21 protein-coding genes and 1 pseudogene are annotated in these 23112 nt (G+C 49.2%); 8 read left to right on the top strand and 14 right to left on the bottom strand.

What is annotated here, in order from left to right; translation table 11 throughout:
- Positions 1 to 3: 3 nt before the first annotated feature.
- On the bottom strand, positions 4 to 918 hold the full coding sequence (locus tag ACN0UN_RS06155) for a surface lipoprotein assembly modifier (RefSeq protein ID WP_417659211.1): 915 nt from the start codon (positions 916 to 918) through the stop codon (positions 4 to 6).
- 73 nt (positions 919 to 991) lie between these two features.
- The gene (locus ACN0UN_RS06150) at positions 992 to 1588 is read right to left on the bottom strand and encodes a hypothetical protein (protein ID WP_417659210.1); all 597 of its coding nucleotides are present in this window, start codon (positions 1586 to 1588) and stop codon (positions 992 to 994) included.
- 163 nt (positions 1589 to 1751) lie between these two features.
- On the opposite strand from ACN0UN_RS06150, the gene ACN0UN_RS06145 reads away from it, so the two are divergent.
- The 7 genes and pseudogenes from ACN0UN_RS06145 (at position 1752) to ACN0UN_RS06115 (ending at position 9762) form a co-directional block, all read left to right on the top strand.
- A complete protein-coding gene (locus ACN0UN_RS06145; protein WP_417659209.1) occupies positions 1752 to 2309 on the top strand; it encodes a TMEM165/GDT1 family protein in 558 nt (185 codons plus the stop codon).
- A gap of 97 nt (positions 2310 to 2406) precedes the next feature.
- Positions 2407 to 3177: pseudogene (locus ACN0UN_RS06140) on the top strand (SDR family NAD(P)-dependent oxidoreductase).
- Between the two features lie 26 nt (positions 3178 to 3203).
- Complete coding sequence (locus tag ACN0UN_RS06135; RefSeq protein ID WP_417659208.1) at positions 3204 to 3557, top strand: hypothetical protein; 354 nt, start codon at positions 3204 to 3206, stop codon at positions 3555 to 3557.
- A 73-nt stretch (positions 3558 to 3630) separates the two neighbouring features.
- Positions 3631 to 5703, top strand: coding sequence for a protein-disulfide reductase DsbD family protein (locus ACN0UN_RS06130; RefSeq protein ID WP_417659207.1), 2073 nt, complete (start codon positions 3631 to 3633; stop codon positions 5701 to 5703).
- A complete protein-coding gene (locus ACN0UN_RS06125; protein WP_417659206.1) occupies positions 5700 to 6194 on the top strand; it encodes a protein disulfide oxidoreductase in 495 nt (164 codons plus the stop codon). Before ACN0UN_RS06130 ends, ACN0UN_RS06125 begins: the two co-directional genes overlap by 4 nt.
- Before the next feature lie 11 nt (positions 6195 to 6205).
- Positions 6206 to 6946 (top strand): DsbA family protein, encoded by a 741-nt coding sequence (locus ACN0UN_RS06120; protein ID WP_417659205.1) that lies wholly within the window; start codon positions 6206 to 6208, stop codon positions 6944 to 6946.
- Between the two features lie 359 nt (positions 6947 to 7305).
- On the top strand, positions 7306 to 9762 hold the full coding sequence (locus ACN0UN_RS06115; protein WP_417659204.1) for an endonuclease: 2457 nt from the start codon (positions 7306 to 7308) through the stop codon (positions 9760 to 9762).
- 176 nt (positions 9763 to 9938) lie between these two features.
- Here the strand turns inward: ACN0UN_RS06115 and ACN0UN_RS06110 are convergent, their stop codons facing one another.
- The 12 genes from ACN0UN_RS06110 to pilM form a co-directional block, all read right to left on the bottom strand.
- Positions 9939 to 11129 (bottom strand): NAD(P)/FAD-dependent oxidoreductase, encoded by a 1191-nt coding sequence (locus ACN0UN_RS06110; protein WP_417659203.1) that lies wholly within the window; start codon positions 11127 to 11129, stop codon positions 9939 to 9941.
- Positions 11130 to 11137: 8 nt separating this feature from the next.
- Positions 11138 to 11623: a peroxiredoxin gene (locus ACN0UN_RS06105; RefSeq protein WP_128352663.1), complete on the bottom strand. Its 486-nt coding sequence runs from the start codon at positions 11621 to 11623 to the stop codon at positions 11138 to 11140.
- Positions 11616 to 12401, bottom strand: a complete 786-nt coding sequence (locus ACN0UN_RS06100; RefSeq protein WP_417659202.1) for a class I SAM-dependent methyltransferase — start codon at positions 12399 to 12401, stop codon at positions 11616 to 11618. The genes ACN0UN_RS06105 and ACN0UN_RS06100 overlap by 8 nt, the downstream gene beginning before the upstream one ends.
- Complete coding sequence (locus tag ACN0UN_RS06095; RefSeq protein WP_417659201.1) at positions 12398 to 12844, bottom strand: GNAT family N-acetyltransferase; 447 nt, start codon at positions 12842 to 12844, stop codon at positions 12398 to 12400. Before ACN0UN_RS06095 ends, ACN0UN_RS06100 begins: the two co-directional genes overlap by 4 nt.
- The gene (locus tag ACN0UN_RS06090; RefSeq protein WP_128352661.1) at positions 12841 to 13710 is read right to left on the bottom strand and encodes a Dam family site-specific DNA-(adenine-N6)-methyltransferase; all 870 of its coding nucleotides are present in this window, start codon (positions 13708 to 13710) and stop codon (positions 12841 to 12843) included. The genes ACN0UN_RS06095 and ACN0UN_RS06090 overlap by 4 nt, the downstream gene beginning before the upstream one ends.
- A gap of 14 nt (positions 13711 to 13724) precedes the next feature.
- Positions 13725 to 14825: a 3-dehydroquinate synthase gene (gene aroB, locus ACN0UN_RS06085; RefSeq protein ID WP_417659200.1), complete on the bottom strand. Its 1101-nt coding sequence runs from the start codon at positions 14823 to 14825 to the stop codon at positions 13725 to 13727.
- A gap of 31 nt (positions 14826 to 14856) precedes the next feature.
- Positions 14857 to 15375 carry a shikimate kinase AroK gene (gene aroK / locus ACN0UN_RS06080; RefSeq protein WP_128352659.1) on the bottom strand — a complete coding sequence of 173 codons (519 nt, stop codon included), beginning with the start codon at positions 15373 to 15375 and terminating at the stop codon, positions 14857 to 14859.
- Positions 15376 to 15499: 124 nt separating this feature from the next.
- Positions 15500 to 17647 (bottom strand): type IV pilus secretin PilQ, encoded by a 2148-nt coding sequence (gene pilQ, locus ACN0UN_RS06075; protein ID WP_417659199.1) that lies wholly within the window; start codon positions 17645 to 17647, stop codon positions 15500 to 15502.
- A complete protein-coding gene (locus ACN0UN_RS06070) occupies positions 17647 to 18183 on the bottom strand; it encodes a pilus assembly protein PilP (RefSeq protein ID WP_128352658.1) in 537 nt (178 codons plus the stop codon). The genes pilQ and ACN0UN_RS06070 overlap by 1 nt, the downstream gene beginning before the upstream one ends.
- The gene (locus ACN0UN_RS06065) at positions 18180 to 18770 is read right to left on the bottom strand and encodes a type 4a pilus biogenesis protein PilO (protein WP_417659198.1); all 591 of its coding nucleotides are present in this window, start codon (positions 18768 to 18770) and stop codon (positions 18180 to 18182) included. Before ACN0UN_RS06065 ends, ACN0UN_RS06070 begins: the two co-directional genes overlap by 4 nt.
- A 1-nt stretch (position 18771) precedes the next feature.
- The gene (locus ACN0UN_RS06060; protein ID WP_417659197.1) at positions 18772 to 19365 is read right to left on the bottom strand and encodes a PilN domain-containing protein; all 594 of its coding nucleotides are present in this window, start codon (positions 19363 to 19365) and stop codon (positions 18772 to 18774) included.
- Complete coding sequence (gene pilM, locus ACN0UN_RS06055; protein WP_417659196.1) at positions 19353 to 20420, bottom strand: type IV pilus biogenesis protein PilM; 1068 nt, start codon at positions 20418 to 20420, stop codon at positions 19353 to 19355. Before pilM ends, ACN0UN_RS06060 begins: the two co-directional genes overlap by 13 nt.
- A gap of 214 nt (positions 20421 to 20634) precedes the next feature.
- Here pilM and ACN0UN_RS06050 point away from each other — a divergent pair, with 214 nt between their 5' ends.
- Positions 20635 to 23097 carry a penicillin-binding protein 1A gene (locus ACN0UN_RS06050; RefSeq protein WP_417659195.1) on the top strand — a complete coding sequence of 821 codons (2463 nt, stop codon included), beginning with the start codon at positions 20635 to 20637 and terminating at the stop codon, positions 23095 to 23097.
- Positions 23098 to 23112: the final 15 nt, after the last annotated feature.

Here is a 23112-nt window from a genome sequence, read left to right as displayed (position 1 = left end):
CGCTTAAAACGAAAAACCAAGCCGAACGCCCGCCCGTGTTTCATCATAGTCAACGGCATCAAAGTTTGACTGGTTATCAACATATTCAAGTGTTGGCGTTAGCGTTACGGATGCGGTAAGCGGAATATCCCATTGGCCGCGTACACTGAAGCGTTGTTCTTCACGTGCTTCGCCATCCAACAGTTGCATGGGTGCGGCATAATCGCGTTGCTGCCACTGCAAGGCCAACTGCCAGCGATGCGTGCCGCCCCAACCCGATGTTTGTGTTTGCCAAGTCAGGCGGTACTGCGGTTCCTGATAACTTAACTCGGGATCAACGGCAGTTTCGTCGTGATAGGTGTATCCCACCAAAATATAACTTTCAGCTGAGGGTGTGAACCAGTAGATGTCACCGGTATAAGCGCGCGCGGTGGCGTTACGCTCCGGTACTTGCGCAAAGGTTTTATCAATGTCTTGTAGCGCGAATCGAGTGTACCAGTGCGCTCCCCACAAACGGGATAAATAAAACGCATCTTGCTGGTAATCCATAAATGCTCGATTAGCCAGATCCGCTTGTGCATCGTGACGGCTTAATCCCACTGTCAATGCACTAAAGTCATAAGATAAATCGCCATGCACGGTGGTAATGGCCAAATCAAAATCATCTTGGTCGCGATATAGGGTTTCACTATGGTTTACCCCGGCATTCACCTGCAAATTTGCCCACGGGTTCCACTTTAATGAAAGGCTCCCGTCCAGCAGAGCTGCTTGGTCGGATTGATTGGTGGTGGCGTCAAGTTCACGCACGGTCACATTGCTGTCGTAAACGTAGCCCGCTTCCAACTTACCCTGCCAGCTGAATCGTTGTTCATCAGCGCTCACAAGGTTTGGCAGCAAACTTACCAGGGTGCAACCAAAAATAAGCGATGTCGTTTTCATGGTGTTTCCTCCTCGAAAAATGTGGAGCTAGCCACATAGCTAGCCCCACGTTATCAACGCCAATCAGACTGGATTAGTTACCAATGTTGCCGCGAATGGTATTGCGAACGGTTGTATCAACAGTCGACTCCACTGAACTATTGATGGTGTCGTTGATGGTGCCATTCACACTATCCGTTACTGCAGCTTCAGAGGCTGTTTCGATGGCGCCAGATACCGTTGAATCCACGGTGTCATTGACGGTTGCGGAAACGCTTCCTGCGGCACTTTGCGCCACATCAATTGCCGAGCTAACTGTGCCATCAACCTCAGACTGGACGCTGTTCATTGTGTCGAGAGAAGCGTCAGCTTGGCTTGATAGGCTTTGCTGCGCGTTGGTAACCAGCTCGCCACCTTCGTCTTCAGACTCTGAGGTATCAGGTTGACCTGGGTCGGCCTGCTCTTGGTCAGCCGGAGCACCTTCGCTTGAAGCTTGCGCTTGCGCAGATGCATTTGCACTTGCAGAGACATCAGTATTTGCCTCGGCTTGATCATTTTCTGCATTGGCCGAAACCGATTGTTGTGCTGCAACAGAGGCGTTAGCGCTTACTGATGCCTCTTGTGCGAAAGCAGCACCTGATGTGAGAGCAAGTGATAAAGCAATTACGTTAAATTTAAATACGTTTTTCATAATGATTCCTCCGTTATGTCGTAGTGACACCTCGATAACGCTGCGACAATGCAGATTATTCCCATCTGGTTTGTAAAGAGATAGCAAAGCTAACTTTGAGGCTCGGTTGCCGATTGAGGGAATTGCCGATAAACTGCGCGCCTACTTTCTTGAGGAGCCCGATTTGGACGCATTTCTTACCTCAACGCTCACTGTGGCACTGGCTGAAATAGGTGATAAAACTCAACTGCTCAGTTTATTTTTAGCCGCACGTTATCGGCATAAATGGTCGATTGTTGCGGGTATTTTTGTGGCAACAGTGCTCAATCATTTCATATCAGCCTGGTTTGGCAGCTGGGTTGTTGGCGTGCTGCCAGAAGATATTGCCACCTATATTGTTGCAGCATGTTTTATCGCGGTGGGCTTGTGGGTGCTAATTCCTGACAAGCTCGACGACGAGGAACACAACGAAGTGCGTAAATATGGTGCATTTATTGCAACGACCATTCTATTTTTTGTGGCTGAAATAGGTGACAAAACACAGGTGGCAACTGTTGTATTAGGTGCGCAATACAGCAGTGTGGTCGCAGTGACGATGGGAACAACTATCGGCATGATGATTGCCAATGTGCCAATCGTATTGTTGGGCGGCAAATTAATGCAGAAGTTGCCCCTAGACTTAGCACGATATGTTGCTGCCACTGTATTTATTGTGCTGGGTATCGTTGCATTACTTTGGTAGGCGCTGGGGCTAGCAAAAAACTTACCCGAGATCATAAAACAGTACAAAATATAATCTATAGTTGATCGCACACTCATGAGTTAATTGGAGGTGTGCGATGCCCCGTCTTGAAGATAAAGTAGCTGTTATTACAGGTGGTGCGGCAGGTATTGGTCTTGCCACGGCCGCACTGTTTCTGCGCGAGGGCGCAAAAGTTGTGCTGGTGGACTTAAAAGAAGCCGATCTTGAGCAGGCTGAACAGCATTTAGGGCATCCGGAGCGCGTGTTCAGTGTCGCCGCGGATGTGTCTAATGAAGACAACACCAAAAAATATGTCGATGCTGCTTTGCACCATTTTGGTGCAATTGATGTGCTTGTAAATAACGCTGGCATTGAATGCAAGCCCGCCCCAACGCACGAGCAAGAATCCAGTCATTTTGATCGCGTCATTGCCGTAAACGTGCGTGGTGTTTTTCTGGGTATGAAATACGTGCTTCCGCATTTAATTAAGGCCAAGTCAGGTAGCGTGATTAATATGTCGTCCGTGGCGGGACTAGACGGTTTCGCCAATATGAGTCCCTATGTGGCATCCAAACATGCGGTGGTTGGCTTAACCAAATCAGCGGCCGTTGAAGTTGCCCCATTTGGCGTTCGGGTGAACTCTGTGCATCCGTCACCAATCCACACACGCATGATGCGCGCCATTGAAGAGGCGATGAATCCTGGACATGGCAAAGAAGTACAAAACTAGTTTGAACAAATCATCCCAATGCAGCATTATGGTGAGCCTATCGATGTCGCGAACTTACTTCTGTTTTTGGCGTCTGATGAAAGCACCTTTATTACTGGATGCCAATATCGTGTCGACGGTGGCATGGGCGCCAGTTGAACGAATAACGAATAAAACGAGTAACGATGCAACGCAGTCAAGCTGACAGAAAACGTGCGTATACCGCCTTAGTGGCGGTATTTTGCGTGCTGTTCTTATGTTGGGGGCAGCAAAGCACTTGGGTGCCAACGCAATGTCCGCAAGCGCAGCACAGCCAGCATCAAACTGAAGCTGGAACAAGCTTGGTTGAATGTGACAGCTCATCACAGCTGTTGCAGCAAGCTCACCTCAATATTCTCGACAGCGCTGCAGCAACATCACTTTTTGTTGGGTTTTTAATTCTTGTCAGTATTGGCCTTGTCACCAAAGCATCTATTCAAACGCCCCCCGCGCGGAGGCGATGTCGCCCCCACCTTGTTTTTTGTGTATTCAACGAATAACGCAACACGTCGTGCATACGTTGTGCTGCCATAGCTAGTGGCAGTGAAGTAACTGAATACATGAGATAAATTTATGAAACAGCATTTAGTAATTTGGCAGCTTGTTACCTTGCTTCTGCTGCTAAGCAGTTCAGTGCAGGCGCAAGTCGCAACCGACTGGCAGCAGCTTGAGTCGCATCAGCCTGTGCAAGTGCGCCTTGTTGTGCCAGGTAAAATTGACCGTGATGCCCTGACAGTTGATGCACTGTTACAAGTGAAATTAGCAGACGACTGGAAAACTTATTGGCGAACTCCCGGTGAAGGTGGCGTGCCTCCACAATTAGCCTGGCAAGCGGAATCAGCAAATATTGCTGCAGTGAATTGGCGTTTCCCCGTGCCTGAGCGTTTTAGCGTGCAGGGTATTGAAACTGTCGGTTACCAGGGGGATGTTAACTTTCCACTGCAAATTGAAGTGCAAAATTGGCAGCAACCGGTGTCTTTACAGGGCACGCTAACCTTGGCGAGTTGCACCAATATTTGTGTCATTTCGGACTACCCAATTGCACTGAACTTTACGCCCAGTGAGCTGCGTACGGACATGGATGCCATGTTCTTACTAGAGCAGGCGCAGAGCAGACTCCCCCATCGTGATCACCCATTACTGCGGGTCGAGCAGTTGATTTGGTCAGCAAGCCAACAACAACTATCGGTGACGGTTGAAAACGCTGATGGCTGGCAACAACCGCGTATTTTTGTGGATAGCTTGCAACAAGAGTTAACCGATTTAACGATTGAGCAGGTGTATCAGCAGCACGATGGCAATCGTCTTACCGCACACTTTGCCATCTCACATTGGTTGGAGCAGCCGAATTTGGTGGGTGAAACGCTGCACGTGACTGTTGCCGATAATCTGGTGCGAGGGGAGCAAACGGCGGTTGCAACGGCCGGGACAATTTCCGAACCCGCTGTATCAACCAGTTTCTGGTATATGTTGCCGCTGGCCTTATTAGGTGGCCTAATTCTAAATATTATGCCCTGCGTGCTTCCGGTTTTAGGCTTGAAAATGCAAGGGCTTGTTGGTGCTGACAGAGCACGAGGCCAAATTCGCCGCCAGTTTGTTGCATCAGCGCTGGGTATTATCACGTCGTTTGTATTGCTGGCGTTGATGATTATGGCGCTCAAGCTGGGTGGCCATGCGATTGGTTGGGGCATTCAGTTCCAGAACCCATATTTTATTGGGGGCATGGCGCTGGTAATCGGCCTCTTCGCGTTATCAGTTAGCGGCTTATGGACACTGCAATTGCCGCACGGCATGCGGCAATGGGTTGCGGCGCGCGGCAACCAGTCAACAACAGGCTATTTTGTACAAGGCATGTTTGCAACGTTATTAGCTACACCCTGTACGGCACCATTTTTAGGTACCGCAGTGGCCTTTGCGTTAGCCGCTTCAAATGTACAATTACTGCTTATTTTTATCACCTTGGGTGTCGGTATGGCGCTGCCGTGGTTGGCGGTCGCAGTGTGGCCAGGGCTTGCACAGAAGCTGCCAAAACCAGGGCCGTGGCTGCAATGGGTGAATCGCGTATTTGCCGGCCTACTGTTGCTTACTACGGCATGGCTGGTAAGTTTGCTCGCCAATCATTTAACCCGCGCGGTATTCGTAGCGCTGCTAATAAGCTTCGTCGCATTTGCATTTTGGTTAGCGTATCGCCGCCATGGTGGTAAAGGCGTGCTTATAAGCCTTGCCACAGTGTTGCTCTTAAGCGGTGTAGCCCTAGTTGCAAGCAGCTGGACCAGCAGCCCTAAGGCGCTTGAGCAGCATCCTTGGCAACCGTTGAAGCCAAGTGCAATTGCTTCAGCCGTGGCACAAGGGCAGGTTGTGTTTGTTGATGTAACCGCTGATTGGTGCGTGACCTGCCAAGCCAATAAAATAGGCGTACTACTGCAAGACCCTGTGGCCAGCGCGTTACGCGCTGATAACGTGGTGTTGATGCAAGGCGATTGGACCCGCCCAAATCAGGCCATTACCGATTATCTGCACAGTTACGGGCGTTATGGCGTGCCGTTCAATCAAGTTTATGGGCCGGGCGCTCCGCAGGGCATTCCGCTACCGGTCATACTGACCGATAATGCGGTATTGTCGGCCATTGAGCAGGCTCGCGAATGAAGATTATCAAGTCGGTTCTGATTTACTTAGTCTTGTTTATCGCAATAAGCTACGCGGTAGATAGCTGGCGCGGTCGTGGGTTACCATCAGGTGAAATTGATGCGTTAACCTTAGTGACGTTAGAGCAACAGCAAACCGATGTTGTTGCGCTTAGCCATGAGCAGCCAGTATTGGTCTATTTTTGGGCAACCTGGTGCCCAATTTGTGATTGGGTTTCACCGTCAATCAATTGGCTGTCAGACAGCCATCAGGTGTTCACCGTTGCTATCCGCTCTGGAACCGATGAACGGGTACAACATTTTTTGCGCGAACACGACTATCAGTTCGTTACCGTAAACGATAATACGGGCGGGCTTGCGCGTCGCTGGCAAGTAACGGCAACCCCAACAGTTGCGATTATTGCCAACGGCGAAATTGTTTCTTACACCACCGGTGCATCAACGCCGGTAGGTTTGTGGTTGCGCCTTTGGTGGGCGCGGCTCACACATTAATTGGAGAAGTTATGAAGTACCTTTTAAGCACAGTATTCACAGTTATGATGGTATTCAGCGTTCCAGCAAACGCCCAGCAAGGCGATCAGCAAGCGCAGCAACTGAAACAAATCAGCGAACTTCTGGCTGAAAACCCTGAAGTAATCCCAAGTGTCTTGGCCAGTCTTGAACAATACATTGCCAGCAAAAAATCGACGCTTAACGCACAGCGCGAACATGGCAAGTGGTTATTCGATAACGACGATGCGCACCCATGGTTCGGTGCCGAAAACGCAGAGTTGAGTATTATTGTGTTCACCGATTACGATTGCCCGTTTTGCAAACGTTTAGAGCCACATTTGCAGAAGTTAATTGCAGAATTCCCACAGGTAAAAGTGGTTAATGTGCTGGTGCCATTGCGTCAGCAAAATGTGCAAGGCGGCAAGTTAAACCCAGCCAATTTCGCCTTGAACGTATGGCAAAATCAGCCCGCCCAGTTCGCGGATGTGCATGAATTGCTGTATGCGAAAAATGGTTTGCATACCGGCACGTCACTGGAACAGATTGCCCGTAAAACAGGTACCCGTTCACAGTTGAACAGCGCCAATGCTACGCCGACTATCATTGAGCGTAATTACCGCGTATTTACCGACTTCCAATTGCGCGGAACGCCAGCAATTATGGTTGGCGGCCGCACGATTCCGGGCTATGTGGAATACAATGAGTTAAAAGCTGTTGTTGAAGAAAGCCTACAGCAGCTTAAGGCTCAATAAACGTAATGATGAATAAGCCGTTAATGCCGATACTCGCTCGTTTGACAGGACAAGCAACGCATTGCGGCTTTTTTCCGAATATTTTTTGACCGACCTAATTTCTGCAGTTTTTTCATACCTATAAGCTTCCTCAGCCGATGAGCTAGAGAATTCCTTAACTGATCGGGATTACACCATTAGGTGCCTTTTTTATTTCTCAAATATGTCATTGGAAATTAATAAATACATGATTTAATGCGCTTGCCTTTGCAAAGGTTAGGTTAATTAATGAGCAGTGTTTTCATTCTTGATTAAGCTTAATTTGCAATAAGCATTCGATGTATACACCAATTACCTATAAAAACTATAAGGGTAAATCGATGAGCGACTTTTCAAAACAGAACGTTATAAAGCAGAGCATACTGGCAGTAATTTGTTTTTCATTCTTTTCATTTACAACTGCTGCAGCCCCTCCTACCGGTTATTATAATGCAGTAGACCAAACTAGCGCACAAGCATTACAGCAATCACTTCACGAAATTATCGATGACCATCAACGTTTTCCATACACATCAAGTAGCACAGATACGTGGGATATATTAGAGGCAGCCGATGAAAATCCAGATAATCCGAATAACGTTATAGATATTTATAAAAATGCCAGTTACGGCAAAGTCGGCGGTGGAAATACGCTGTATAACCGCGAGCACAGCTGGCCGAAGTCTTATGGATTTCCAAATGATGGTAGTTCCAACTACGCCTACACCGACGCACACCATTTATTTATTTCTGATAGCGGTTATAACTCCAGTCGCAGTAATAAACCCTACGCTAATTGCACGTCGACATGTATCGAAAAGCCGACCGAATTTAATAATGGGCGAGGCGGTAGTTCAAGTCAGTCTAATTGGACTGAAGGTTCGTTTGATGCCGGCAGTTGGGAAACTTGGTCGGGGCGTCGAGGTGATGTTGCTCGTGCCTTAATGTATATGGCGGTGCGCTATGAAGGTGGCGTCCACGGTGTAACAGGCCATAGCGAACCGGATTTGGTTCTTACCGACGATCGCACTCTGATTGCACAATCAAACCAGGGCAGTAATATCTCTGTTGCATATATGGGGCTTAAAACAGTTCTTTTACAGTGGCACAAAGAAGACCCGGTTGATGATTTCGAGCGCCGGCGTAATGACACAGTGTATTCATTTCAAGGCAATCGTAACCCGTTTATCGATCACCCAGAATATGCCAGCTGTGTTTTTGAAAATGTTTGTGGCAGCAGTGGTGGTGATACGACAGCGCCCGCGGCTCCTGTTTATGTCAGTGCTTCAGCCGGGAACGGTTTAGTTGCTGTAGCGTGGAACGAAAATGCCGAAACTGATCTGGTGGGTTACCATGTTTACCGCAGCACAACCTCTGGTAATGGTTATAGTCGTCTAACTAGCGCAGTTATTAGTTCTGCAGCGTATGATGATTATAGTATTTCGGGCGGAACCACCTATTACTATGTGGTTACTGCAGTTGATAGTTCAGGAAATGAATCAGCTTTAAGTGCGGAAGCTTTCGCAACAGCCAATGGCGGCACGCAAGTGGCCAGCGTTTGGATTAACGAAATTCATTATGACAATGACGGAACTGATACTGGAGAATTTGTTGAAGTTGCCGGTAGTGCGGGGACCGATTTGGCCGGTTGGCAGATAGTAGCTTATAACGGTAATGGAGGCACTGCATACGCAACTGCCAACATGAACGGTGTTCTGACGGATGAAAGTAATGGTGTTGGTACCATCAGTATTGCCATTAGTGGTTTACAAAATGGTGCGCCAGACGGTGTTGCGTTAATAGATGCGCAAGGCGGCGTAGTACAGTTTCTAAGCTATGAAGGCGTAATGACGGCAACGGACGGCCCTGCTGCGGGACAATCATCGCAAGACATTGGTGTCAGTGAAACGAGCTCAACGCCTGTGGGTTATTCTCTTCAGTTATCGGGTAGCGGTAGCCAATACAGTGACTTCACTTGGCAAACGGCGCAAGTTGCGACAGCAGGAAACATTAATGCGGGGCAAAGTATTGTAAGTAGTGCTCCAGTTAATACTTTACCAAATGCGGTATTTACCACGACTTGTACGCACTTGGAATGCCAGTTTGATGGGTCGAGTAGCAGTGACTCGGATGGCAGCGTGGTGTCGCATCAATGGGACTTTGGTGATGGTAATACAGCAGCCGGAGCTTTGACGGCCCATACCTTTGCGACAGCGGGTGAATATACTGTAATACTAACCGTAACCGATAACGCGACTGGGACGGACCAAAGCTCTGCGCTAGTTAATGTCACTGCGCCACCAGTAACGCCTGTGGTATGGATCAATGAATTTCACTACGACAATAAAGGTGGTGATCGTAATGAGTTTGTTGAACTAGCTGGCACTGCCGGAAGTGATCTTGTTGGTTGGTCGGTTCTGGGATACAACGGTAGTAACGGCGAGGTTTACGCAACGGTTTCGCTCTCTGGTGTTATCAGCGACAAACAAGGTGGTTTTGGCACTTTAGCGTTTGATTTTGTTGGTATGCAAAATGGTTCCCCAGATGGTCTTGCGTTGATTGATGCGCAAGGACAAGTGGTGCAATTTATAAGCTACGAAGGCTCATTAACGGCAACATCAGGGCCGGCAACCGGCATGCAAGCTGAACAAGTTGGCGTTACGGAGTCGGCTGATTCACCGGTAAATACGTCCTTGCAGTTAAGTGGCTCGGGCATCCAATACAGTGACTTCTTATGGAAAAATCCAGCTCCAAGTACGCCAGGCAATGTAAATAAAAGTCAGTCATTTGGCTACTAATATGCTCACCGAGTGCTGACTAAATAGTTTAGCAAGCAACCGAGTGAGCATTGCAAATGGCGTAAAATCCGTAGTTAGTTAATTCTAGCTACGGATTTTTTATATTACCAAATCAAAGCATGCACAGAGCTTCATAAGTTTAAGCTGAGGATGGATTCTAAAAGTATATTGAGTGCTTAAACGCTTTCGCCGCAAACCCAGCCGCTGCTCCAGGCCCATTGGAAATTGTAGCCGCCCAACCAGCCAGTCACGTCAATGACTTCACCGATAAAAAACAAGCCAGGTTGCAGTCGGCTTTCCATCGTTTTTGAACTCACTTGATTGGTGTCTACGCCGCCAAGAGTAACTTCAGCGGTGCGATAGCCCTCGGTGCCATTCGGCTTAAGCTGCCATGCATGCAGGGTGTCGGCGACGCGCTGCAACAAACTGTTGGTGCAGTCGGCTAGGTTCTTATCAGGCCACTGGTATTGGTCGCATAGTGTTAGCGCAAGGCGTTTTGGGAACCATTCTTGAATCACGCTGCGCAGGCTCATGCGCGGTCTACTTTGGCGCAGTTCATTTAAGCGTGCAAAGCAGTCTTCATCGGGTAGCAGGTTCACGGAAACCGTTTCACCGGGAAACCAATACGATGAAATTTGTAGCATGGAAGGGCCGGATACGCCGCGATGCGTGAACAATAAGGCTTCTTTAAAGCTGGCGCGCTCGTTTTCAGCCACCACATCAACGGCTAGGCCAGAGAGCTCAGCATAACGTTCTTTATCTGCTTCATGCAGGGTGAAGGGCACAAGACCCGCGCGCACTGGCACAATACGATGGCCAAACTGTTCAGCTATTTGGTAGCCCAGCGGCGTGGCGCCGAGTTTGGGCATGGAAAGCCCACCGCAGGCGACAACCAGTTTGCTGGCTTGCAACATACCGCTAGAGGTATGCACCACATAACCATCAGCCGTTGCCTCCACGCGCTGCACTTCAGTACGCAACTGAACTTTGGCGCCATGTTTACTGCATTCCGCCATGAGCATCGCCACAATATCTTTGGCGCTGTGGTCACAGAAAAGTTGGCCAAGCGTTTTTTCGTGGTAAGCAATGCCATAGTCATTTACTAACCCAATAAAGTCCCATTGGGTATAACGGCTTAGTGCAGACTTACAAAAATGCGGGTTTTCTGACAGGAAGTTTTCAGCACTGGCGTACATATTGGTGAAGTTACAGCGGCCACCGCCGGAGATAAGTATTTTCTTACCGGCCTGTTTGGCGTGATCTAACACCAGTACGCGTTTGCCTCGCTTGGCGGCTGTGGCTGCACAATGGAGGCCGGCAGCGCCGGCCCCAATCACAATCACGTCCAGTGTGCTTGAGTCAGCCATGAATGTGCTTAGCCTTTTTTCAATGCTTCTAACACATGTTCAGCGCTGCTAACGCCGTAGGATTTTTCATCTTCCACAAACAGATGCGTGATAACGCCATCGGTAATCACCATGGCGTAACGCTCAGCACGGGTGCCACCAAAGCTACCGGTTTCTTTAATTAAACCGAGTTCACGATGGTACGAAGCATCGCCGTCAGACAATAACATCACGCTATCGCCAACATTCAGCGCTTTGCCCCAAGCTTTCATCACAAAAGCGTCATTTACGGCAACACAGGCAATGGTTTGTACGCCGTGTTTTTTCAGTTCGGCTGCGTGTTCAACGAAACCAGGTAAGTGTTTTTCTGAACAAGTTGGGGTAAAGGCACCAGGTACAGCAAACAAAATGTGCGTGCCCTTGTCAAAAAGTTCAGCTGGGTTGAATTGCTGCATACCCACTTCACCAAGTGCAGTGAGTGTGCCAGCGGGAATACGGTCATTAGTTTTAATCATTATGTTGCTCCGGAAAATAAATGTCGAATCGATGTTTTTTACTGATCACTTGGGCATCGGGTTTCACCCCGGCCAAAAAATCGGCGTGTTGTGGGCGTTTGACAACAACGCGATGAATTGCCATGCGCATTGCTGCGGCTAACAACGCATCAGCGTCAGTGTCGCTACCTACAAGGTGTTGAAACATTTGCATGTCTTTTTTTACGGCCGCTTTGGCTTTGCGATCACTCTTTGGATACATTGGGTCCAAATAAATCACGTCATAAACATCGGCGGAGACTGCTGAAAAGCAATCTGTACCCGCAAAGTATAGTCGCTGTTGCCATTCTTGGGCGTTTTGATATAAACGACGCAGCCCATCTTGCAGCAACAAAGCGACAACGGGATGACGCTCATTAAGGCCAACACGGGCACCAAGCTGGGCCAGCACAAGAGCATCGCGGCCAAGCCCTGCGGTACCATCAAGAATGTGTGGTTGCTTCATTTTCTGCAAACCACAAGCGCGGGCAATGGCTTCATCTTTTATCCGCGCTTGTGCGGCACGAAAGGCATGCTTACCGGTTTGAAAATCAATCCGCAACGGTAGCATCTTGGGGTGCTCAAGCCAACGTAATTGCAAGCCGGTAGTACTCAACTCGAGGTGAAACCGATGGTTACACTGCGCTGCTTCACACAAGGTAATGCCTTGGCTGAGAATGGCCTCGCGTTGGGCATCGGTTGTTGACGCATCCAACACCACCAAGCCGTATAGCAAGCTATCGGCAAGTGCTTCGCTCACGGGCGCAATTCCATATCAATGTGTGGAATGTCGTCTTCTAAGTATTCGGCACTGATTGCGACAAAACCAAAGCTCTCGTAAAACGCACGCAAATAGACTTGCGCGCCGAGACGAATTGGCAGTTCAGGCGTGTACTCACGGCAGATATCAATTGCGCGCTGCATTAACTCACGGCCAATGCCCGTGCGCCGTACCGATTGCACTGTTAACACGCGACCTATACGGCTGTAGGCATCGCCACCCTGGCCAAGAAATATCCGCGCGTAGGCAATCATTGCCTCGTGGTCACTATCGGCCCAAAGGTGCAATGCCTGGGTATCGGCACCGTCCGCATCGAGATAGGGGCAAGCTTGCTCGACCACAAACACCTGTTCACGGCGCTGCAGTAGCGTATACAGTTCATTGGTGTTCAACGCAGCAAAGGTTTTTAGTTGCCAGTTCATTGTGCACGCTTCCGAAGTTGGGGATTAAGCACGACCACATTGGCGCGGTTGTCATATTGATACAAAGCCAGCAGTTCGGCAACTTTGCCACGGCTTTCGCCTTTCGGGCTAATAAACCGTGATACCTGCAAAGTTTCCAACTGCGCCTTCTTGTACAGTAAACGGGTAAAGTCAGTGTCGTGATTACTAATTAGTACCGGTATGCCGCGTTTACGCGCTGTCTGTTCAGCGCGGCGCGCCAACTCGGTTTGATGAGCAATGCTAAAGCCGCCGCTGGAATAGCTGGTGAAATTAGCCGTCAAGCTCAGTGGCGCATAGGGCGGATCGCAATACACTACGTCGCCTTTGCGAGCCCGTCGAAATACTTTTTCAAAACTCATGCAGGTAAAGGTTGCGCGTTGCGCTTTTTCGGCAAAGAACTCGATTTCAGCGCGTGGAAAATAGGGGCGTAGGTATTGTCCGAACGGCACGTTGAATTGGCCTGATAAATTATAGCGGCAGAGCCCATTGTAACCATGGCGGTTTAAATACAGGAACAATAACGAGCGTTCATAGCCATCGGTAGTGGCGTTAAACTGCTTACGCAACGCGTAATAGGCCTCGGGCGTATTATTGGCCGTAGAGAACAGTTTGCGTGCGTCTTCGATAAAGCGCATGGGCCGGCGCTTCACGGTTTTGAATAGAGTGATTAAATCCGGGTTTACATCATTCAGTAAGTAACTGGGGTAATTGGTATTTAAGAATACCGAGCCCGCACCGACAAAAGGCTCAATCAGCTTGTTGCCTTCTGGCAACACAGCGGTAATCGGTTCGATGAGGTTGTATTTACCGCCAGCCCATTTTAGGAAGGCGCGTTGCTTACTCATGTTGCGTGCTCATTTTACAAGGGGCTACGTGCGTCAGCATGACTCATTGCAGCAATGGCTGCGCCAATGGCTTGCCAATCGGAAATGGGCCGCAAACAAGCTGCGCCAATGGCGGTAGGCAGCACAAAACGCAGTGTGCCGCCTTTTACTTTTTTATCACGTTGCATAAACGTCTGCCACCGTTCCAATGGCATTTTCGGCGCACGCACGGGCAGTTTTAGTCCACTCAGAAGGGTTTCAATACGGGTTAACTCGGCGGCGCTGAGCTCACCCAACTGGTGCATTAAGGTTGCTGCTATCATGGTGCCTGCAGCAACGGCTTCACCGTGTTTCCACGATTCGTAGTGGGCCGCCTCAATCGCATGGCCAAAGGTATGCCCCAAGTTTAACAATGCCCGTACCGATTGCTCGCGCTCGTCAGCCGCAACAACGTCCGCTTTAATCTCGCAGCTGCGTCGAATGGCGTAGGTTAATGCCGCAGCATTGCGCTGATTCAAGTCATGTTGGTGGGCTTCTAGCCAGGCAAAGAAATCAGCATCGGCTATGATGCCGTATTTGACCACTTCCGCAAGGCCACAGGCATAATCGCGATCGTTAAGGGTGCTTAAGCACTGCGTATCGATAAGTACGCCTTGCGGCTGATAAAAGGCACCAACAAGGTTTTTACCGCCGAGATGATTGATGGCAGTTTTTCCACCCACCGATGAGTCAACTTGCGCCAGTAAGGTGGTGGGTATTTGGTAAAAATCCACACCGCGCTGATAAGTGGCCGCAACGAATCCGGCTAAATCGCCAACTACACCACCGCCTAGCGCAATAACCGCACAGTCGCGATTAAAATTGTGCGCAATAAGCGTGTCGATAATAGCCCCGAAATTAACCAGGCTTTTGGCGCTTTCGCCATCGTCAATGGTGTGTGTCACAACGTCATGCGCAGTTAGCTGTGCGCGAACCTTTGCTTCGTACAAAGGCCCCACAACCGTATTGGTTACAATGAGTAGTTGTTTAGGAAGGTTGTCAAAAAGGGGGGTGCGCGCTAATAAGCCTGCACCGATATCAATCGGATAGCTGCGCTCACCCAAGCCCACGATGATTTGTTGTGTGGTTTCCTGCATGAGCGCCTCCAGTTTACGATAAACGTGATGTTTATATACCCACTTTCTCGATAATTTGGTCAATCACAACTTTCGTACTTTGTTCATCCGTGCGAACAATAATGTCGGCAATTTCTTCGTACAGTGCATTGCGCTCGTCAGCCAGCTCTTCAAGCACTTCACGCGGGTTCTCGGCTTCAGCGATTAAAGGCCGACGTTTGTCGCGCTGGGTTCGAGCAAGTTGCTTATCGATAGTGGTTTGCAGATAAACCACAACACCACGCGCAGATAATCGGTTGCGGCTTTCTTTGCTTAAGATAGAACCACCACCTGTTGCGAGCACGATACCGGTATTTTCGGTCAGCTCTTCAATAACTTTTTCTTCGCGTGCGCGGAAACCTTCTTCGCCTTCTAACTCAAAAACCCAGGCGATATCTGCACCGGTACGGCGTTCTATTTCCGTATCAGAGTCAAAAAATTCGAGGTGGAGTTGGCGGGCAAGTTGCCGCCCTATTGTGCTTTTGCCGGCCCCCATAGGGCCAACTAAGAAAATGTTACGTTTTTCAGCCATATTGATGTGTTACTTCACTTATTTAACTAGCTGTGACTCACGGAATCCGGAGTGTCTCAAGACCTTCCTTTACCCAACCAAAAAGATGCGCGATTATCGCAAGTCACAGCTATATAAGCAAGGTTTACGGATTATTCGTTACAATTCTTGGCGTCACGAATATCAACAATTCACGTTTTTCGTTCACCTGACTATCGGTGCGGAACAATACGCCAACGTATGGAATATCGCCAAGCAACGGTACTTTTGAAATATCATTCAAAATTTGCTGTTGGTAAATACCACCAAGCACGATGGTTTCGCCATTTTCAACCAATACCTGCGTACCAATTTCTTGCGTATCAATTGAAACAGCCGGACCGGTCGGCGTGCTAACCGTTTCACCACGAGTATTTTGGGTGATGACCAAGTCCAAAATAACGCGATTGTCTGGGGTGATTTGTGGCGTAACCTTCAAGCCTAATACGGCCTTTTTGAACTGCACCGAAGTGGCACCCGACGAGGCACTTTCCACATATGGAATTTCAGTACCTTGCTCAATGTAGGCCTCTTTCTGGTTCGCTGTGGTGATGCGCGGGCTAGCAATAATTTCACCTTTGTTTTCGCGCTCCAAAGCGGACAGTTCAAGGTCAAGCAAGCGGCCATCAGCCAGTTTAGCGACCTGAAAACCAATGGTTGCAGCTGGTGAGGCAATCGGTAAGTTCACATTGAAGTCGCCGGTTACACTGGTACCTGAACCTGCACCCCAAGGCGGTGGTGTTGATGTGTCCACGCTCGGCTCGCTGATGCCCCAAAGAATACCCAGCTCGTCACTAATATTGTCACGTACGGTAACCATACGCGCCTCAATAATGACTTGCTTAACCGGTACATCCAGCACTTCTACCATGGCTTTAACGGTTGCAATTTGCTCCGGCGTATCACGTACTAACAGGGTGTTGGTACGCTCATCAACGGTTACAGCACCGCGTGTTGACAGTAAATCAGAACTGTCGGTACGCAGAATCTGTGCAATTTCGTCAGCTTTGGCATAATTAATTTGAATGTATGAGCTTTCCAGTGGTGTCAGGTCTTGCATGCGCTGCTGGCTTTCGAGCTGCTCCGCTTCACGCTGGGCGAGTTCTGAGGCTGGCGCAACAATCAAAATATTGTCGTCGTAACGCTTATCCAGACCTTTAACGCGCAAGATAGTCTCCAGCGCACGCTCCCATGGCACATTCTCAAGACGTAACGTGATATTGCCTGTTACGGACTCACTGGCGACTAGGTTGAGGTTGTTTTCATCGGCCAAAATTTGCAGTAACTGGCGCACAGGAACATCTTGGAAGTTCAATGAAATTGGCTTTTGGCTTGATTGCGCTTGAGCCTCGGCAGCATCAACCTGCGGCGCTTCCGCAAGGTTGAGTCGCAGGTACCCATCGATTTGCTCAAGTTGATGCTTAAACTTGCGTTTTCCGGCAATTTTTATCCGGCTGTGGCGCCCTTCACGGAAGGTTTCAACGTAGGCAACAGGCGTCGCAAACTGGCTGACATCAAGCACATAGAGGAGATCTTCAGGCAACTGCGTGTCATACAGAATCAGCTCAAGGTTATTACCTTCCACACGTGCTTCATGCTCAACGTTGTCTTTATTCAACGCAATGCTTAATTGACCGACATCATTGGGTAAGCGGAAGAAATTAATGTTTGTTACCGCTGTTTTGTCTGAAACCTGCTGGCTGTCCGTGCGAACTTCGGCACGTTTAGTCGGCTCGCTTTTTGCTTTCTCCGGAGCGGGCTCGGGCTTGGTTTCAGCAACCGTATCAGCTTTGGCCGGAGTGGGCTTCGCCGGTTGTTGTTTTGGCGCCGCAGGCGTACTGGCAGCAGGCTTTGTGGCTGCTGTTTGCGTCGTTTCATCTTTACTGGCAACAAACACCATCACCATAACTTCGCCAAAGCGGCTCATCAGGTTTTCCAATGGCTTCTTGGTGTGTACGCGAACGAGCAAGTCTTCACGTTGTTGCTCAATTTCAACGTAATCCAAGAGTGGGTGTTCGCTCAAGTTTAAACGGCCATCAGGCATGTTGGCACGGGTGCCTAATAACAAGAACTCATGCAGGTTAGCGTCATTATTGCGACGGACAACGGGTGACTCGACACGTTTCGAAAAGTGCGCCTCTAAATTAAAGCGATCTTTATTTAACGCAATCTGCTCAACCCGTAAGAGCTCGTTGGCAGATACCGTTAGCGGCATCAAGAGCAGGAGACATAGGGTACGGATTAAGTGCTTCATTAGTTCGAGCTCCTTTGCGAGTTCAGCAAGGTTAGCGATACGTCACGTTGTTGCCAGCAGCCGTCGCCGGTAGCTAGCCATTCACGAATCGAAATTTGTTGTGGAGTAATAGAGGTGATGCGGCCGTTGTCGAGTCCGACAAAATCACCACGTTCTACCCGGAAAAGTTTGCCTTCGTTTGAAACTAACAAGGCAATTAATTGACCGTTACCTGAGCGCATGGTGCCGCTTAAAGCAAGCTGATCAAGCGCGACGCCTTCTAAACCACCCCGGGGTGACCCTAGAGTTGGCTGCGGGCAATTCTGTCCCGTAGCCTGCGCCGCATCGCCACGCAATGGCGTTGGCTGGAATGGGTTACGAATGTCCGCACCCGTATATTCAATACGTTCCAGTAACGGCAGCTCGGGTGGCGGGCTAATGCCCGGCTTGGCGCGCTGCTGTACCTCGGCAGTGAATTGTTCCAGATCTTGATGGCCGGTTGGCGCGCAACCAGCCAACAAACTTAGTGCAGCAATTGAGAGCATAAAACGCATCATGGTTGTGCCCTCAAGGTTTGTTGACGATAGGTTTCGGCATTCACAGACAGGTTCAACGTACCTTCGTCATCTTGCAACTGCATTTTGAAGTTTTTAACGCTGATAATGCGATCAAGCCCAGACATTTGGCCAACGAAATCACCAATTTGATGGTAGGCGCCGCGCAATTCAATCCGCATCGGTAGTGCTGTATAGAATTCACGCGGCTGCGGGTTAAGCCATTCAATGCGGTCAAAACGCAGCCCGCTACGCGTACCAATTAAGCTGATGTCGTCAAGTAACTTCGGCGTTTCGTCATCGTTGGGTAGCATGTTTAAAAGCGTTTCAAGGTCGCTGTTAAGGCGTGCTAACTGCTCTCGGTATAGTGGCAAGTTAACCGCGGTTTGGTACTTGGTTTGGTAATCTTGCTTCAGCTGCGTTTCGCGTGCCACTTCACGTTTATAGTTGGCCCATTCGTCTGCCAAAATAAAGTGATAGCTTAAGCCCAACACCGCAACACCAATGATGGCAAGTATCGCCATTCGAAACGGGCGCGGCCAGAACGGCAGCTCGTTAATGTCGAGTTCACGTAGGCTATCCATACTCATGTTATTTCTCTGCCTCCGTGGTTGTTGGTGGCACAATCGTAACCACTAAAGAAAATGCATCGTAATCGGAATTCGCTTCACGTGAGCCGCTGCGGTTACGGTTGCCGACTGTGGCTGAGGTAACACTGCGTAATTCTGGGTTTTCAAACACCGGTGAATTTTTCAAGTCACGTAAAAACTCAGACACGCGATTATTTGAAATGCTGCGACCACTGACAATGAGTTGCAGATCACGCTTTTCAAGTGAGTGCAGGTAAACGCCATCAGGAGTGCGTTCGGTTAACTCATTAAAAATGGTAATTGCCGTGTTACGGTCTTCATGCAAAGACTGAATCAACTTAATACGATTTAAGATTTCTTGCTTTTTCTTGTTAATGGCGCTGATTTCAGCAATCTGACTATCTAACACCTGAATTTGTGACTGTAAAAAGCCGTTGCGACGTTGTTGGTAGCTCTTATAGTCGCCAATCACCATGTAAGCGGCACCGAACAAAACGCCCGCAATGCCAATGGCAATTCCGATGTGAATGCCGAATCGCATTTTTGCGCGTTGGCGCGCCGTTTCGCGCCATGGGAGTAGGTTTACATGTGCCATGTTGCGAAACTCCGAAGCGCCAGGCCAATTGCTTCAACAAAGCGCGGGCCGTGATTTTGAAGGTGCGACAGTTTGCTTGGCAAAATAAAATGCTCAAACGGATTTAGCGCATGTACCGGATACTCAACTTGATCGCTCAGTGCTTCAGCAACCATCGGTAGCATGGCTCCGGTGTTGATTAAGAGAATTGCAGAAAACCCTTTATCGGCGGCATTGCTTTGGTACATTTGCACACCGCGACTTACCTGGTTCCACAAATTACTTAAAAAGTCTTGAATAATCAGTGATGGAAAATCGTCGATATCGCCGGACCGCAACTTTGCCATAATTTCGCCATGGTCGATAGTGCCGTCCTCGTCAAGCGCAGTAAGCAATTGTGCTAACCCACCCGACTGGAAGCGGTTAAAGGCAACCTCGCCATGATGAATAACGACAATTTGAATGGCGCTGGTGCTGATATCGAGAATTAAATACGGTAGCTTACTTTCTAGAATTTCAGGATGCATGTGCGGCAACAAATGGCCGCAGGCTCGGGCTATAGCCTGATTATCCACATCCATAATGCCCACTTTGTAACCGGCACCTTCAAGCGCTTGCACCCGGCTATCAACACTTATAGTGCGTGTGGCGGTAACCAATACACGTTGTTGGCCCGGTAAAGCTTGGTGTTCACCTAAGCTTTCAAAGTCGTAACGCACTTCATTAATGGGGAAGGGAATAAGTGCTTCGGCCTCACTTTCAATTTTCTCCGCAATAGCTTCGTCATCAAGGTCGAGGCTCATCGGTACTTGTTTTGAAATTGCTTGGTTACCAGATACCGCTGCAACGGCAACACGGGTGCTGCCCATGCGCTTACGCACCTGCGTAATCGTCTTAGCAAGTTTCTCGATATCGGTAATCTCGTCATCGGTAATTAAATTCTTCGGTAGTGATGCTTCCGCCACATGTGTAATGTCGTAAGTATCCCCGCTGGGCATCAGCTCAACGGCTTTGACTGCATCCGAAGCAATATCAATTCCAAGACCTGGCTTTTTTCCCAGACCAAATAGCCCCATAATGCTCCCCTGAAGTGGACCGATTTGCACGGCATTATATTATTAAAATTGTTCTATGCCGAACCTCATATTAAGCAGAAAGGTAAGCATTGTGCAAAGTTCTTTGCACTTTCTAAATAAACATTACGTTTCTTACCTTATCTTTCTATAATATGAGCGTAAAATGCGCAACCTGTAAAACAGTATAGTCGAAAGGAAAAAAAGGGGTTTTTCATTGAAAATTTTTAAGTGGGTGCTTGGAGTATCCGTAGCGCTAGCTATTTTCGGGACGATAATCGTTGCTGGCTTGTACCTTTATTGGGAAGACGAACTTCCGAGTGTTGCCGAGCTGAGAGAAGTGCGCCTGCAAACCCCTATGCAAGTGTATTCATCAGACGGCGAGCTGATCGCCCAGTTCGGAGAGATTCGTCGAATTCCGCTGCAATTAGAAGAAATACCCCAGCCATTAATCAACGCTTTCTTAGCCACCGAAGATCAACGTTTCTATGATCACTTCGGCATCGACCCTATCGGCGTGGCACGTGCTTTCTTTTTAATGGTGAGTTCTGGCGAAATTCAAGGCGGCGGTAGCACCATAACCCAGCAGTTGGCGCGAAACTTTTATTTGAGCTTTGATCAAACGTGGACGCGGAAAATAAAAGAAGCTTTTATCTCGCTGCGCATGGAAAAAGAGCTTACCAAAGACGAAATTCTTGAGTTGTACTTGAATAAAATCACCTTCGGGCACCGTGCCCACGGTGTTGGTGCGGCTGCGCAGGTTTATTATGGCAAAGATGTTGCCGATTTGAGCTTGGCGCAAATGGCGATGATTGCTGGGTTACCGAAAGCGCCTTCAACCATGAACCCCATTTCGAATCCAGAGCGTGCGCGTGAGCGCCGTGCTGTGGTGTTGGGGCGTATGCTGGCTGAGCGCGTTATCAACCAGCAGGAATACCGTGATGCGTTGGCTGAGCCAATCGACACACGACTGCACGGCGCTGAAGTAACCATGAGCGCGCCTTATTTGGCAGAAATGGTGCGCGCAGATATGGTGTCTCGCTATGGTGAAGACGCAACCTATAACGGTGGCTTTAAAGTATTCACCACGGTTAATGCGAAACAACAACGTGCGGCGCAACGTGCAGTGCAACTTAACTTGCATGAGTATGACGAACGCCATGGCTATCGCGGTGCTGAACAAGTGTTGTGGCAGCCCGAAGAAAGCGCGTGGGAGCATGACGCCATTCGCGAATTTTTGCGTCAGCAAGAGGCTATTGGTTTAACAGTGCCGGCCGTTGTACTCGGTGTGACCGAACGGGCTGCTTTGGTGCTAACTGCAAGTGGCAGCCCGCGTGAATTACCGTGGCAAGGTATTGCCTGGGCTCGCCCTTACATGCATGCGGATCGTCAAGGTGCTGCGCCGAGCACTGCCGCGGAAGTACTGGCGCCGGGTCAATTGATTCGTGTGCGTGCTACAGAGAACGGCTTACGCTTGGCACAAGTGCCGGAACCCAGTGGCGCGATTATTTCACTGCGCCCGCAAGATGGCAGCATTGCTGCAGCTGTTGGCGGATACAGTTTTGCCATTAGCCAATACAACCGTGCTATTCAAGCGGAACGCCAAGCGGGTTCAAATATTAAACCGTTTATTTATTCAGCAGCCTTAGAAAATGGGTTCACTTTGGCAACCTTGGTCAATGACGCGCCAATTAACCAATGGAACCCCGGTAGCGGTATCGCCTGGCGCCCCCGCAACTCGCCCGATGTTTACGAAGGGCCGATACGAGTGCGCCAAGCTCTGGCGAAATCGAAGAACGTTGTATCTGTGCGCCTAATGCGTTCACTGGGTATTGATACCACCGTGGAGTACCTGACGCGATTCGGTTTTGCGATTGATGAATTACCGCGCAATGAATCCTTGTCGCTTGGCTCTGCGTCCATGACGCCTCTCGAAGTTGCGCGCGGGTATGCAGTGTTTGCCAACGGCGGCTATTTGGTTAACCCGTACTTTATTGAACGCATTGTGGATAACAATGAACAAGTGGTTTACACCGCACGCCCAGCCGTTGCCTGCGTATTGTGTGAAAATGAAGAGCGCGAAGTGGTGCAAGCGCCACAAGTGATCACGGAGCAAAATGCGTATTTGGTAACCCAAGCAATGAATTCAGCAGTGTGGGGTGGCGGCAGTTGGCAGCATCGCACGGGCTGGAACGGTACTGCATGGCGTATTCAACGCTCAAAGCCGATTGTTGATTTAGCAGGGCGCAATATTGTCGGTAAAACCGGTACCACCAACGACAGTAAAGATACCTGGTTCTCAGGGTTCGTCAGCGGCTTAGTGACAACGGCGTGGGTTGGGTTTGATAACTTAGAGCGTGCGCTGGGTAGTACGACCATGAATGAAAACCTGGATAGTAGCGAACAGCCGATCAGTGGTGCTGAAGGCGGCGCAAAAACGGCGCTGCCAATGTGGATAAATTACATGGAAACCGCACTTGAAGATGCAACCATTGAGCCGTTTCAAGTGCCGCCAGGGCTCGTCATGGCGCGCATTGATTTAGAAACCGGTAAGCTGAGTCGTAAGAGTGATTACAGCACACGGTTTGAGTACTTCTTGCCGGGCACTGCACCAACTGAATACGCTGACGAAAAATCGTCTTCAAAGGATATTTTCTCAGAAGACGATTCCATATTCTAAGTGTTGGAAGCCCGT

Source organism: Pseudidiomarina sp. (assembly GCF_048267825.1).
In the GTDB taxonomy this organism is placed as follows: Bacteria; Pseudomonadota; Gammaproteobacteria; order Enterobacterales; family Alteromonadaceae; genus Pseudidiomarina.
Note: the sequence above shows the minus strand (reverse complement) of the source record. Positions and strands in the feature narration are given on the sequence as shown.